This window comes from Thermococcus nautili, assembly GCF_000585495.1.
Classification (GTDB): domain Archaea; phylum Methanobacteriota_B; class Thermococci; order Thermococcales; family Thermococcaceae; genus Thermococcus; species Thermococcus nautili.
Genome location: NZ_CP007264.1, coordinates 1,538,012 through 1,550,781 on the forward strand (window position 1 = coordinate 1,538,012; position 12,770 = coordinate 1,550,781).

The window sequence follows — 12,770 nt, forward strand, 5'->3', positions numbered from 1 at the left end:
CCGTATTGGCAAGAAAAAGTCAAAATTAAAAAGTTTTCTGGCCAAAATTGAGTAGAATTTGTTAAAAATCAAAGCGCCTTTTTCAGAAAGTACTCGTGAACCCTCGTGTCATCCGTCAGCTCCGGATGGAATTCGAGGCCAATTAAGTTGTCCTGCTCGACGCCGACAACCCTGTCGCCGAGCCACGCGATGGGCTTCACCTTATCGCTGAGGAGCTCCACTATCCTCGGGGCGCGTATGAAGACACCGGGAAACGGCTCGTCGCTGAATGCAAGCTTTATCGGCGCCTCAAAGCTGTCCACCTGCCTTCCATAGGCGTTTCTGTTCACTTTAACGTCGAGGAGCTCAAGGAACCTCTGCTCCGGCGTTGCCCCGATGACGTCTTTGGAGAGCATTATGAGGCCGGCGCACGTTCCCATTATAGGCAGACCTTCTTCGCCGAGCTTTTTAACGGGCTCAAGAAGCCCGGTCTTGACCATGAGCCTCGATATCGTCGTGCTCTCCCCACCGGGAATTATGATTGCCGATATTCCTTCAAGCTGTTCCGGCTTTCTGAGCCAGATTACTTCACCGGTGACGCCGAGGTTCTCAAGGGCCTTTTTGCTCGCCTCGATGTGCTCGCTGACGTCTCCTTGAAGGCCTATAACGCCTACCTTGACCATTTCAACCCCTCCCGTGTGGAAAAAGGAGAAGAGTCAGACGCCCCTCTCCTCAAGGCGAACTTCAAGCTCCTCGATGTCCTGACCCTTCATGGGCTCGCCGATTTCCTTGCTTATCTCAACGAGAACGTCGGGCTCGTCCCAGTGGTTGACGGCCTCGACTATGGCCCTGGCCATCTTCTCAGGGTTGGAGCTCTTGAAGATACCAGAGCCGACGAAGACGCCGTCCATGCCCATCTGCATCATCAGAGCCGCGTCAGCTGGAGTTGCAACTCCGCCGGCCGCGAAGTTAACGACCGGAAGGCGACCGAGCTTCTTTATCTCAAGGAGAACCTTGTAAAGGCCGTCAACGATTTCGCGGTAGGTGTAGTGTCCGTAAATCGGCTCGTTCTCGAGAACCCTTGCCGGAAGCCCGGCTATCTCCTTGACGTTGAGGGCGAGCCTGAGATAGGGCTCCGCGAACTTTTCAGCCACTCCGTAGACCTGCTCATCGGTCATGGCCTGAATCTGCCTTATTCCCTCCGCAACGAGGCGGACGTGCCTGACGGCCTCGACGATGTTGCCGGTTCCTGCCTCGCCCTTGGTTCTAATCATTGCCGCCCCTTCCCATATCCTCCTCACGGCCTCACCGAGGTTCCTGGCACCGCAGACGAAGGGAACGGTGAACTCCCTCTTGTCGATGTGGAAGAACGGGTCGGAAGGAGTGAGAACCTCGCTCTCGTCAATCATGTCAACTCCCAAAGCCTCGAGTATCTTTGCCTCGGCGACGTGGCCGATTCTGACCTTAGCCATGACAGGAATCGTAACAGCGTCCATTATCTCCTGAATCTTCTCAATAGGCGCCATCCTCGCGACTCCGCCAGCCTTTCTAATGTCGGCCGGGACGCGGTGGAGGGCCATGACGGAAACGGCTCCCGCCTCTTCCGCAATCCTCGCCTGCTCGGCGTTGGTAACGTCCATGATGACTCCGCCCTTGACCATCTTGGCGAAGCCCCTCTTGAGCCTCTCCGTTCCCTTAGCCTCGATAACCTTCAGCTTGTCCATCCTCACCACCTCATTCAGATGAACGTTTTAGTGGATTATAAGCCTTGCCACCAGCAATGACGGATTTTCCTGACCTCCTCCCCTGCCAAGGCGAGGTTCGGCTTAACCCCTCGCCATGGACAGGAAGGTTTGAGGGGTTCTCATTAAGGAACCCGTTGGAACGGGTTCTTCGAACCCCTCTGGCCGGGCCTTCGGCCAATTACCCCTCCTCTGAGCGTAAAGCCCGCTCGGATTAGGGGTTATGGTGTTCACGGCCTTTTTCAAAATATTGAAGGCACCAACCAAGTCCGCATTAAAAACAAGTCCCGTTGCGGGACACTTAAACAAACCACGAACGAAACGAGCCTCCTCATGAGGCCTCCCGCAAACGGGGCAAAGCTTAGAAGTGAAAGCCTCATTAACAAGCTCAACCTGAATACCATACTCCTCTGCAACCTCAGTCAAGCGTTTGATAACGTAATTAAACCGCCAGACGTGGGATAGAAGGAAGTTTTGCTTTTTACCTCTATCAGAATTCCGAGCTATCCCCTTCGGATAGCCAATGACAATCTTAGAAACCCCCAAATCGTAAAGCTTCTTAACTGTCTGCCTTACTGCCGTGTTAATGTAGTGCTTCGCCTGAAGTTTGGCATTCCCATGCATTTTCTTGAGTTTCCTACTCGTCTTAGCTCCAGATTTATTGAGTTTGGACTGGTAATCGGCAATTTTTCTTCTCCAATAAAAATCAATGCTTTTAAGCAGTCTTCCGTTCACGAGAAAGCTTTCTCCATTCTCAACGTAAACGGCCATCAAATTGTTCACTCCTAAATCAATTCCTGCTGAGAGGCTTCCTTTGGGGTGCCTTGGAACGCTAACCCATTCTTCGCCTTCAAGTTTTTCCTCGACTGTGAGGCTTATGTGGGCATACCACTTCCTCCTAACCGGGTCATAAGTGATTTCTAAGCGACCCTGCTTCCCCTTCAAGTGTATTCTACCCTTGAATTGAATGTCAAGGCGTTTGAACTTTCCGAGGCCTTTTAGAATGAGCTTATTTCCTTCAATTTTGTATTGGTCGTTTCTTAGGACGATTAAGGGTTTTCTCCTCCCGTCTTCTTTGAGATAGTTTGGTGGTTTTGGTTTAAGCCAAGAGGGGAGTTCTCCGTTACGCTTTTTTCGAAGGAGTGAGAAGAAACTCCTCCAGCTTTCAGCGTTCTTCCTCGCTATCTGCTGGACGGTTGCTGAACCGATTTCCCGTTTAAATTCCTCATAAACGGTTTTCTCGGTTGAATTGAAGTCCACGATTTTGTCCTCGAAGAATTGTTGTCTTCTCAAGTAGTTTACTCGGTTCCAGACTTTAGCTCCAGTATCGGCTAACTGATTGAGAGTTTTCTCCTGTTCTTTTGAGGGCTGTAGTTTTACTGTTACTGTTCTCTTCATTTCAATGTATGGTATGGATTTTAGGCTTTAAAAGAGTATCGCTTTCCTAATTGAATGGCCGTTGAGCAGTTTACTGCATCCCCGTCCTAAAGGGCGGGGCTTTTAAAAGAAAAAGAAAAATATAACAGAGAAAGGTGCCGAGGAGACGGGAAAGTACCTCCGGGCACTAAAGGAAGTTCTCAGCTCCCTCTAAGCTCTTCCTCGGCCTTTCTCTTGAGCTCCCTGATGCGCTCAATCCGGTACTCCTCGACCAGCTTGAGGAACTTCTCCGCCTCCCTCTCCTCGTCCTCCTTCTTCCAGCGCTCTAACAACTCCTCGATGGCCCTCTCCAGCGTCTCCCTCTCAACGACCGCGAACTCGTCAACGCGCTTTACGTCGAGTTCTTCACTCGTGAAGAATGGCACGTGGGCCTCGCGGAGAACTTCCTTCACGGGCTCTGGAAGGGATTTCTCGGTTATCAGGGCCTTTATCCCCTTCTCAACCAGCTCCTCCGCTATGGCCTTTCCGGCTCCGGCTGGGTTGATTACGAAGAGAACGTCGCCCCTCCTCAATCCGACTTCGCGTTCAATTCTCTCAAGCTCCCGCCAGCTGAGGACTCTCAGCACTTTCAGCGGAACCGCGCTACCGCGGATTTCGACCACGTTCATCCTCTTGACCTTGACCAAGTCCCTGCTCAGCCTCTCGATTAGTGCCCTCGCCTCCCTCAGCTGTTTTTCAAGAACCTCTATGCGCTTCACCTTCGCCTCAAGCTCCCTCTCGCGGAGGACCTTCCGCCTTACCTCCTCGTCGTAGTCCGCTATCCTTCTCTCAAGCCTCTCGATGGTTCTCCTCTGCTCGCGGATTATACCCCTGAGCTCCTCGTTCTCCCTCTCAAGGAGCGCTATCCTCTCCTCAAGCTCGCGGATTTTCCTCACGTAGGGCCTGACGTCAACGCTCGCCTGCTCCTCGGGTTCTTCCTCTTCCCTCGGCCTCTCGCGCCTCGCGACCTTCTGCATGGCCTCGCCGAGGTTGTAGCCCTGGATTACAAGGGCCTTCACCTCGTCGGCCCTCTTGCTCAACCCCGCCTCGCGGAGCTTCGCCTCGACGTGCTCAAGCTTGGGCTTTAGGCGAAGATAGGCCTTGTATGCGGCGGCCAAGGCGTCGCGCTGGTGGTCGTCATCGACCTTGATGCCAAGGCTCCTCAACAGCTCGTTCTTCTCCTCAACCCTTAAGCTCTCCCGCGGGACGAAGAGCTGGGCCTTGAAGGAGCGGGCTATCTTCTCGACGAAGCCCGGGGCCGGGGAAACGTCCGTTGCCACGACAACCGGGTGTCCTATCTCGCTTATGAACCTGAAGACCTCGCCGACCGGCATGTTCCTCTCGCTGTAGAGCGCCACCACGTTGCCGTTGAGGTCTATGACCGCTATTCCAACCGTTATGCCTGGGTCAATGCCAACTATGACGCTCCGCCTCTCCCTTACGGCCTCCTCGCCCTTAAGCGGGGCGAAGCCGAGCTCAGCCCTCTCGACCGGATAAATCCTGACCTCGACGTCGCCACCTCGCATAGGTCTCACGATTCCAGCTAACTCCTCCCTGCTTGCGTAGATTCTGAACTCGCCCCTCGCCAGGCCGTAGTCCTTCTCCTCGGTCTCGAGGTCGAAGGGAATGTCTGCCCTCTTCAACCTGTCCTCGATTTCCCTCACCTTGTCGCGGACGAGGTTGTGGACGCGCTTCCGATAGCGGTCCTGGCTCCATCCGCCTTTTCCGTGGCTCCTGCCTCTGGTTACCTTGACTATGACCTCGTCTTCAAAGGCCAGAACCTCGTAGCCGACTCCTTTACTCGCGAGCAGGGCGGAGAGCTTGGCCTCTTCGTAGGGGTCGAACCTGTCGGTCGTTCTTATCCCGTGCTCCCTCGCGAGGCTCTGTAAGCTTCTCTGCTCACCGGGCCTTCCCGTTACCTGGACGAGCTTCGTGCCCGGCGGAAGGGCGCGGAGGAACTTCCGCAGGTCGTCGCCGAGCTCGGTGACGCTGTCTATCGCAACTATATCGGGCCTCTTCGCCTGGATGAAGCGGATTAAGCGGTAGAGTGTGAACTCACCCTTTCGCTCGAGCTTTCCGTTGTACCAGCTCACGACCGCGAAGCGCTTCGGATTCTCGCCGATGACATCAAGGCCGATGATGAGAATGAGCACCACCCTCCACCGGAAGTGACGCGGGGGGCTTTTTAATAGTTTGGCCGAGGGGACTTAGGGTTTCACCAAAACCGTTATTTAGCCCTTGAGTTATATTCAACCCCGGGGTGATAGGGTGAAGATGCGCCTCGTCTTTGACAAAAAGTACGACATCATGAGCGGAGAGTACATCGTCAGGGTCAGGGAACTCGACCTGGACGAGGAGCTGAAGGCCATAGTAGACGGCTTTGACCCCAAGGTCAGGATTAGGGGCGAGGAGCTCGGCCTCAATGAGCTGACCGAGAAGGTCTTCAAGGCAGGCACGAGAGAGGACGCGGAGAAGATAATGAGCGAAATAAGGGGAGCCCTCGTCGAGACCTTCAGCTCACTCATAGCCCGCTTCAAGGAGGCCCAGAGCTTCAACGGTTCCGTCGTCTACGAGATTGACTTCAACGAGCTATTCAAGGAGTGACTCCAGCGCTTTCCTTATCGCCTCGTTTATCGTTTCCTGCGCCATCGACGGCCTCGGCTTCTCGAGGACCTGGGCGTGGCTGAAAGGCACGTGGATGAAGCCCGCTTTCGTTTCCATTCCAGAGACGGCTATCGTGTGCAGGGCCGTGAACATCGCGGTGTTGCAGACGTAGGTTCCGGCAGTGTTGGAAACGCCGGCTGGGATTCCGGCCTTTCTCAGGGCCTTTACAACGGCTTTTATTGGTATCGTGGCGAAGTATGCATCTGGAGCACCCTCGAAGACAGGCTCGTCCTCTGGCTTAAAGCCGTCGTTGTCGGGCATCGTGGAGTCCATCACGTTTATCGCGACCCTCTCGACGGTCACGTTCGGCCTTCCGCCGGCCTGGCCGGTCAGGAGAACGATGTCGGGCCTCTCCTTAGTGATTAGTCTCGGCAGAATCTCTCGAACCCTCGTGAACGAAACCGGTAGCTGAACCTTCAGGAGCGTTGCGCCGTTGAGTTCCTCGGGAAGTGCCTTGACGGCCTCCCACGATGGGTTTATCTCCTCACCGCCGAAGGGCTCGAAACCCGTAACGAGGACCTTCATGGAATCACCGGAAAGGGTAGGTTTTTAGGGTTTAAAAGCTACTCCGGACGAGGGGTGATGATGAGGTACGACGTCCTAATCATCGGTGCCGGGCCCGTTGGCAATTATCTCGCTAACCTTCTCGCGAGGGATTACAGCGTCGCCGTCGTCGAGAGGAAGAACTCCTTCGGGGGAAAGGCCTGCACCGGCATAATCGGAGCCGAGAACTACGAGAGGCTCGGACTGCCAAAAAAAGCCGTCCTGAACGAGCTCTACGGGGCAACTTTCTACTCGCGAATCCAGAGCTTTTCGATTGGGAGGAAGAGCCCCCAAGCGTACCTCGTTGACAGGAAAACGCTTGAGCGGGAGCTCGCGAAGAGGGCGATGAGGAGGGGCGCCGATTACCTGATGAGCACGACCTTTAAGGGTTTCAAGAACGGGAAAGCTATTCTCCAGCACCTCGGGGAGACGCTTGAGGTAAAGGCGGACTTCTACGTCGGGGCCGACGGCGTGAACAGCACTGTGGCGAAGGCGATGGGAGCGAAGACAAAGGCCGAGTTCCTCAGTGGTTATGAGGTTGAGGTTCTTGGCGAGTTCGAGAGAAAGAGCGTCGAGGTCTGGGTGAACAAGGAGATAACGCCCGACTTCTTCGCGTGGGTGGCGCCGATAGACGGCGAAACGGCCAGAGTTGGAACCTTCGGGAGCATAGAGGCCCTGAACAGGTTTCTACGGCTCAGAAGGTTAGAACCCACGAGGATTCTCGAGTTCAAGGCCGGAACCGTCGGCTTCGGCTGGAGGAAGCCCTGGGTGCGGGGCAACGTGGCACTCGTTGGTGATTCCGCCCTTCAGATAAAACCGACCACCGCCGGGGGGATAGTCTACGGGATGCTCTGCGCCGAGGGCCTGAGGAAGGCCTTACTCGAGGGCAGGCCCGAGAACTACTGGAACTACTGCTCGTGGGTGAGGAGGCAGATAAGCTTTGGCCTCAGGTTCAGAAAGCTCTTCCTCGGCCTCGACCAGGAGGCGATAGAGAGAATCTTCGAGGTCCTAGGGAGTGAAGAGGCGAGGGAGGTAATTGAGACGCAGGCGGACTTCGACGACCACCTGAGGACGGCCAAGGCGATACTCAAGAGGCCCAAGCTCCTCGCAAAGCTCATAAAGGTCAGCCCGAGCCTGATTAGGGCGTTGCTGTGAGGTGAGAGTATGAGGTGGAAGATGGGCCTTCAGGAGGAGTACCTAAAGGCGATAGCCGAGGGGAAGAAGAGGATTGAGGGTCGCCTGTACGACGAGAAGAGGCAGGCCATAAAGCCGGGCGACGAGATAGTCTTCGAGAACAAGCTCGTCTGCGTCGTAAAGGACCTGAGGGTTTATTCCTCCTTCAGAGAGATGCTGGAGAAGGAGGGCCTTGAGAACGTCCTGCCGGGAGTGAAGAGCATTGAAGAGGGCGTCAAGGTCTACAGGCGCTTTTATTCCGAGGAGAAGGAGAGGAAGTACGGTGTGGTTGCGATAGAGGTCGAGCCGGTTGCGTGGATTGGGGAACCGTTAGAGTGAGCCTATTTCTTGCCCCCATTTCTCGAACTCTTTCTCAATGGCCTTGAGGTTTTCAATTGCCATGCGATATTCCTCCTCGTTCAGGATTCCACGGATTTTCTCAAGCACCCACGCGTTTCCTTCCATAGGCAACAACTCCCTGCAGTTTGAGACTACATGAATAAACCGCAAAAAGCGTTTTAAGGCTACAGCCTAAGATACAAACATGATGATTGACGACAGAATTGAGATAAACCCCAAGAAAATGGGCGGTAAGCCTGTCATCAAAGGGACGAGGATTCCAGTTTACTTCATACTCGAACTCCTTGCCAACGGCTGGAGCTTTGAGGATATACTTGAGAGCTATCCACAGCTGACGAAGGAAGACCTAAACGCTCTTCTCGAAGGTTAAAAGAAAGAAATCACAGATACCTCTCCTTCACCCACCTGATGAAGTAGTCCGGGTTCAGCTCCTCGCCGATGGCCTTCCTGAGGAGCTCCTTCGGCGGGTAGATGCTTCCCCAGCGGTGTATCTTCTCCCTTAGCCAGGCCTTGATTGGCTCGAACTCGGCCTTTGCAACCTTGTCTTCGAAGTCCGGGATGTCCTTCTTCATGTGGTAGTAGAGCTGGCTCGCGAGGAGCGTTCCGATGCTGTAGGTCGGGAAGTAGCCTATCGTTCCGTGCGCCCAGTGGATGTCCTGGAGGATTCCCTCGGCGTAGGTCTTCGGCCTTATTCCAAGGAGCTTCTCCATCTCCTCGTTCCAGAGCTCCGGCAAATCCTTCGCCTTAACGCCCTCGTTGAGCATCATCCTCTCAAGCTTGAAGCGGAGGAGTATGTGGAAGTTGTAGGTGACGACGTCGGCTTCAGTCCTAATGAAGTCCGGGCGAACGATGTTGAAGTAGAGGTAAACGTCCTCCGGCGTGTAGTTGGCCATGAAGGGCAGATTCTCCTTCAGGACGGGGTAGATTAGCCCCGCGAACTCTCTGCTCCTACCGATGATGTTCTCCCAGAACCTGCTCTGGCTCTCATGGATTCCAAGGGAGACGCCACCGACTATCGGGCTGAACATGAAGCGCTCGTCCTGCTGGAGCTCGTAGAGGGCATGTCCGAACTCGTGGACGGTGCTCAGTATCGTCCTCCTGAAGTCGTAGCCCTCGTAGCGCGTGGTTATCCTCACGTCCCTGATTCCGAACTCGGTCGTGAACGGGTGGGCGGAGATGTCCAAGCGGGAGCGGACGCCGAGCGGGAAGCCGAACTTCTGGAGAATCCAGAGGTTCACCTTCTCCATCTGCTCCCTCTCATACTTCTCCTTCTCGAGCGGGTGCTCCCTGGGAACCTTGCCCTCCTCCATTATCTTCTCAAGGAGGGGCTTAAGCTCCTTCTCGAGCTTGTCGAACATCCTCTCGACGTCCTTGGTGGTGGTTCCCTCCTCGAAGAGGTCGAGCAGGGCATCGTAGGGCTCGTCCTCGTAGCCGAGATAGTCAGCGGCGCGCTTCGCCAAATCGATTATCCTATCGAGCCAGGGCTCGAACTTGGAGTAGTCGTCGCTCTTCTTGGCCTCCTCCCAGGCCTTCGTTGCCTGGCTCGTGACCTCGCTCATCTCCCTGAGGAACTCGGGCGGGAAGGCCTTGCTGATTCTTATCGAGCGGTCGAGGACGCGAACGACACCGCGCTCGTACTCGTTGAGGTCTTCCAAACCTTTCGCCTTCTCAACCAGCTCGACGAAGTCCGGCTTGAGGAGGAACTCCTGGCTGAGAACAGAAAGCTCGCCCTGCGCAACCGAGCGCTCGAGGATTCCCTCCCTGGGCATGTTGACCTCCATGTCCCAGCCAAGGACGCTCTGGGCGTGGTTGATTGCCCATATCCTCCTGTACTTGGCCAGAATCTCCTTAATCGTCTCGTTCTGGAAGACGCTTTCCATAAACACCACCGGAGAATTTTGGAAGCCGAACTTTTAAACCTTTTCGATGGACATCTAAACGCTCCGTTGGAATGAACTTACTCACTCCATTTCCGCAGTCGTTTGAGGACAACCGCGGTAACGGCGAGGATGATGACGAGGCCCGGCCCGCAGATGGCTTTTTCTTTTGTGTTTGTTGAAGTTGGAGTAGTTGTTTCCATAACTCCCACCGTTGAAGTGTTCGTATGCTCTAACTTTTGTGCCCCGGAACTGCACAACCCAAAGGTTACGCTCGAATTGAAGTACGGGTTAGGTAAAGCCTTGAAACTGGGAAGGGTCCTAATGTAATCCCCTTGTGGACTCATAAGCCTGAGCAGGTCAAAAGCCAGCTTTAAATTCCCGTTCACGTAATAAAGAGCGTAAACACCGGAAGAATTGTCAACTGGAAGGAGGTAGTTTCCCGGGCCGAGAATTATTCCAAAACTGGATCCACAGGCGTAGTAATAGTTCCCGTAGTCAAATCCTGCGGTGGGAATTATTAAGTAGCCGTCCCCGTCTTTTGCCGCGGCTAACTTCCACTCCCAAACCTTTGGCTGGTAATAATTCGCTAATTCATTTAACGGAATTCTAAGGGTCGTGTCGTTAAAGCGGAAGACCATATAGTCGCTTTCAACAACACCCCTTGCGACAGAACCATTGGAAGCGTGAAAGCTCTCGATTGACTGCCAACAGGTTCCGTTGAGAAGATAAACGCGCGTAGTGTTTAGGATGGGTGGGAGCTCTCTCAAGAGGAGCTCATAATGTCCCCCCCAAACACTAAACCGGAACTCGTGGAGTTCCCAAGGCTCGTGAGAGTTTGTCCACGTTGGAGAAAGGTTGAAGAACTTGGGAACACCGCTCACGACAAGATAAGGATAATAATAGGGAATCCACCCGGGCTCTTTCATTGTGGCAATTAAAACCGTTGAGGTTCCATTTGAGATGAGGGAGTAATGGAGCGAGATGTAACGTGAATACCCACCGCCAAAAAACTTGAAGAAAAACTTATGGGCTGGTAGGGGTGTTATCCACCTTTGGGGCGTCATTGCGATTACAGGGTTTTCAAGGTTTCTCAGTGGGTCTCCCTGAGGAGTAATCAGCCTCAAAACGTCCACGAGGGGTTTTAGCTTTCCCTTCGAGTAGAGGAGGATTGGGATTGACTGGTTGGCCCATAACTCGGCACCCTTCGAAAAGTTAACGCCTGCGTAAACTTTTCCGTTGGCTTTCCAGTAGCTCAAACGCAAGGGATAAATTAGGAAGGCTTTTCTGTGAATTACCATGTATGAGGCCGTTGTTGAGTTCCAGATGTAAACCACATCCCTGTAAATGACTCCCCCAAGGTTCTTTAAGAACTGCTCCGGGTAGTATTTTAAGAGTTCCTCCGCTGGAATCTTGAGGGTTGTGTTTGAGCCGTTGAAAACCACGTAGTTCCCCTCTAAGTGTCCAACCATCTGGGAATTCTTGGTGTAGTGAGTGACGACCACGGGTACTGCATAATTACAGGTTAGATAATCGTAGGCTGTGCCGTTTTCCGCCTGCCAGTGAATGATTGGAGTGCCGTCGTAAGAGAAGGGGGTAAAGTCGTTCGTTGGCCAGGGGAGCGTTGTGTTCCCGAGCCTGTGAGTTACTCCGGGGAGGTTCGTCAGGTTCACATACTGGAAGGTCCAGTTAGTAATGTTATTGAACGATGGGTACGCGGTGTAAAGAAGGCGGTATTCGCCGGGGGACGAACCGTTCACCAGCCAGTAGGGGTTCACCATGATAATGAAGTATGGCAAAATTCCAATACTGTGGGGTCTAAGTCCCTCGATGGTGATTTGATAGGCCTGGAAGGTCCGGGTGCTGGAGGCAGAGACACCGTGAAATGGAACTATTGACATTGAAAGGATGAAAATAAGGAAACCAATCATTATTCGGGACATTTTCTCACTCTCCTCACTGTTTTTTCTGCAAAGAGAGCAGTTGTCCCAAGTGGGACAAGGAAAGCAGGCCCACAGATGCTCTTTTTGCCCCTATTCTCAACCACGGAGTTAGCAGTTGAATTGGTAGTATTCGCACTACCTTTGGCGCAGACAAACTTTTCCAAATCCATGAATTTAGGTGAACGGACGGTTTTGTTATCTGCAACAAAAAGTACGGGGATGTCCTCAACACCTTCCCCTGCGAGGACTTTGATTACCCCCATGTTAACCAAGATGACGCCGTGCTTTGCCTTAAACGCTTCCAGCTTCAGAACCGAAGCATTGACTCCTTCCGGGAGCGCAAGGGAGTAACTCCCTCCCAACCTGAAGTGAACCGTTCCGTTCTCAATCCTCACTGGAACGCCGGTTAAGGAACCGCCGGGGATTTTGTAGTTGGAGACGTTCCAGACGGACCCATTGCAGGTGTCTATCTTTGTCCCGTTGGGATACGAAACGATTTTACAAGCTGAAACGTTTTCAAAACAAGCCCCATTGAACCGGTAGAGCACCTTCACGGTCACGTTCTTGAGGAGCGTGAAGTTGTGGGACACACCTTCAATTGTGATTGTCACGTTTTTGTACGGGACGTGAGCCCTGTTGACGGTTAGAACGTAGAGCGTTCCGTTCACAAAACCGAGGAAGGTTTCCCGGCCGATGTCAGTGCCCCCAAGAAAGACGGCCTTGCTCCCGTCGGTAAGGATGTAGTACTCATCCACCGCACACGACGGTCTAGGCATCCACTCCCCCGCTATCATTTCGCAGGTGTACGTGTTCTCTCCGATTCCAAGGAGAAGCCAGCCGTTGATAATACTGATTGAATCCACGGAATAAATTTTGTACGGCGAGCAATCGGCTGAGACGGCCGGGAGAAAAAGCAGTGAGAGCACAGAGATTACCAAGACCACGTTGGGAATAACTTTTGACATGCCCCCCACCGAATCTCACGTGGCTCCTCGGATTTCACACAAGCCATTGACAAAATAATCAAAGCTCCTAAAAAGCTTTTGGTTACACTAAATCCCAATAGACAACTC

General features: G+C 53.5%; 13 protein-coding genes. 4 read left to right on the forward strand and 9 right to left on the reverse strand.

Annotated features, from left to right (window positions below; translation table 11 throughout):
* Positions 1-68: 68 nt before the first annotated feature.
* The 4 genes from pdxT to BD01_RS08485 all read right to left on the reverse strand — a co-directional run bounded on the left by pdxT (position 69) and on the right by BD01_RS08485 (position 5,293).
* On the reverse strand, positions 69-662 hold the full coding sequence (gene pdxT, locus BD01_RS08470) for a pyridoxal 5'-phosphate synthase glutaminase subunit PdxT (protein ID WP_042691971.1): 594 nt from the start codon (positions 660-662) through the stop codon (positions 69-71).
* A 33-nt stretch (positions 663-695) separates the two neighbouring features.
* A complete protein-coding gene (gene pdxS, locus BD01_RS08475; RefSeq protein ID WP_042691974.1) occupies positions 696-1,703 on the reverse strand; it encodes a pyridoxal 5'-phosphate synthase lyase subunit PdxS in 1,008 nt (335 codons plus the stop codon).
* 102 nt (positions 1,704-1,805) lie between these two features.
* On the reverse strand, positions 1,806-3,119 hold the full coding sequence (locus tag BD01_RS08480) for an RNA-guided endonuclease InsQ/TnpB family protein (RefSeq protein ID WP_042691976.1): 1,314 nt from the start codon (positions 3,117-3,119) through the stop codon (positions 1,806-1,808).
* 179 nt (positions 3,120-3,298) lie between these two features.
* Positions 3,299-5,293, reverse strand: a complete 1,995-nt coding sequence (locus BD01_RS08485) for a DUF460 domain-containing protein (protein ID WP_394296082.1) — start codon at positions 5,291-5,293, stop codon at positions 3,299-3,301.
* Between the two features lie 118 nt (positions 5,294-5,411).
* Here BD01_RS08485 and BD01_RS08490 point away from each other — a divergent pair, with 118 nt between their 5' ends.
* Entirely contained in the window at positions 5,412-5,741 is a 330-nt protein-coding gene (locus BD01_RS08490; RefSeq protein ID WP_206205140.1) for a hypothetical protein, read from the forward strand.
* On the opposite strand, the gene pcp is transcribed toward BD01_RS08490, so the two are convergent.
* Positions 5,727-6,326, reverse strand: coding sequence for a pyroglutamyl-peptidase I (gene pcp, locus BD01_RS08495; protein ID WP_042691982.1), 600 nt, complete (start codon positions 6,324-6,326; stop codon positions 5,727-5,729). The two genes, BD01_RS08490 and pcp, sit on opposite strands and share 15 nt — an antisense overlap.
* Before the next feature lie 60 nt (positions 6,327-6,386).
* Between pcp and BD01_RS08500 the strand changes: the two genes are divergently transcribed.
* Together BD01_RS08500 and BD01_RS08505 are read left to right on the forward strand one after the other, a co-directional pair.
* Entirely contained in the window at positions 6,387-7,499 is a 1,113-nt protein-coding gene (locus BD01_RS08500; protein ID WP_042691985.1) for a geranylgeranyl reductase family protein, read from the forward strand.
* A 9-nt stretch (positions 7,500-7,508) separates the two neighbouring features.
* Positions 7,509-7,856 carry an ASCH domain-containing protein gene (locus BD01_RS08505; protein WP_042691987.1) on the forward strand — a complete coding sequence of 116 codons (348 nt, stop codon included), beginning with the start codon at positions 7,509-7,511 and terminating at the stop codon, positions 7,854-7,856.
* On the opposite strand, the gene BD01_RS11440 is transcribed toward BD01_RS08505, so the two are convergent.
* Positions 7,848-7,982 carry a hypothetical protein gene (locus BD01_RS11440; RefSeq protein ID WP_281169300.1) on the reverse strand — a complete coding sequence of 45 codons (135 nt, stop codon included), beginning with the start codon at positions 7,980-7,982 and terminating at the stop codon, positions 7,848-7,850. The two genes, BD01_RS08505 and BD01_RS11440, sit on opposite strands and share 9 nt — an antisense overlap.
* 79 nt (positions 7,983-8,061) lie before the next feature.
* On the opposite strand from BD01_RS11440, the gene BD01_RS08510 reads away from it, so the two are divergent.
* Positions 8,062-8,247, forward strand: a complete 186-nt coding sequence (locus tag BD01_RS08510; protein ID WP_042691990.1) for a DUF433 domain-containing protein — start codon at positions 8,062-8,064, stop codon at positions 8,245-8,247.
* Between the two features lie 10 nt (positions 8,248-8,257).
* Here BD01_RS08510 and BD01_RS08515 read toward each other — a convergent pair whose 3' ends face one another.
* The 3 genes from BD01_RS08515 to BD01_RS08525 all read right to left on the reverse strand — a co-directional run bounded on the left by BD01_RS08515 (position 8,258) and on the right by BD01_RS08525 (position 12,662).
* Positions 8,258-9,757 carry a carboxypeptidase M32 gene (locus BD01_RS08515; RefSeq protein ID WP_042691993.1) on the reverse strand — a complete coding sequence of 500 codons (1,500 nt, stop codon included), beginning with the start codon at positions 9,755-9,757 and terminating at the stop codon, positions 8,258-8,260.
* A gap of 77 nt (positions 9,758-9,834) precedes the next feature.
* Complete coding sequence (locus BD01_RS08520; RefSeq protein ID WP_042691996.1) at positions 9,835-11,697, reverse strand: hypothetical protein; 1,863 nt, start codon at positions 11,695-11,697, stop codon at positions 9,835-9,837.
* Positions 11,685-12,662, reverse strand: a complete 978-nt coding sequence (locus tag BD01_RS08525) for a hypothetical protein (protein WP_051482193.1) — start codon at positions 12,660-12,662, stop codon at positions 11,685-11,687. The genes BD01_RS08520 and BD01_RS08525 overlap by 13 nt, the downstream gene beginning before the upstream one ends.
* Positions 12,663-12,770: the final 108 nt, after the last annotated feature.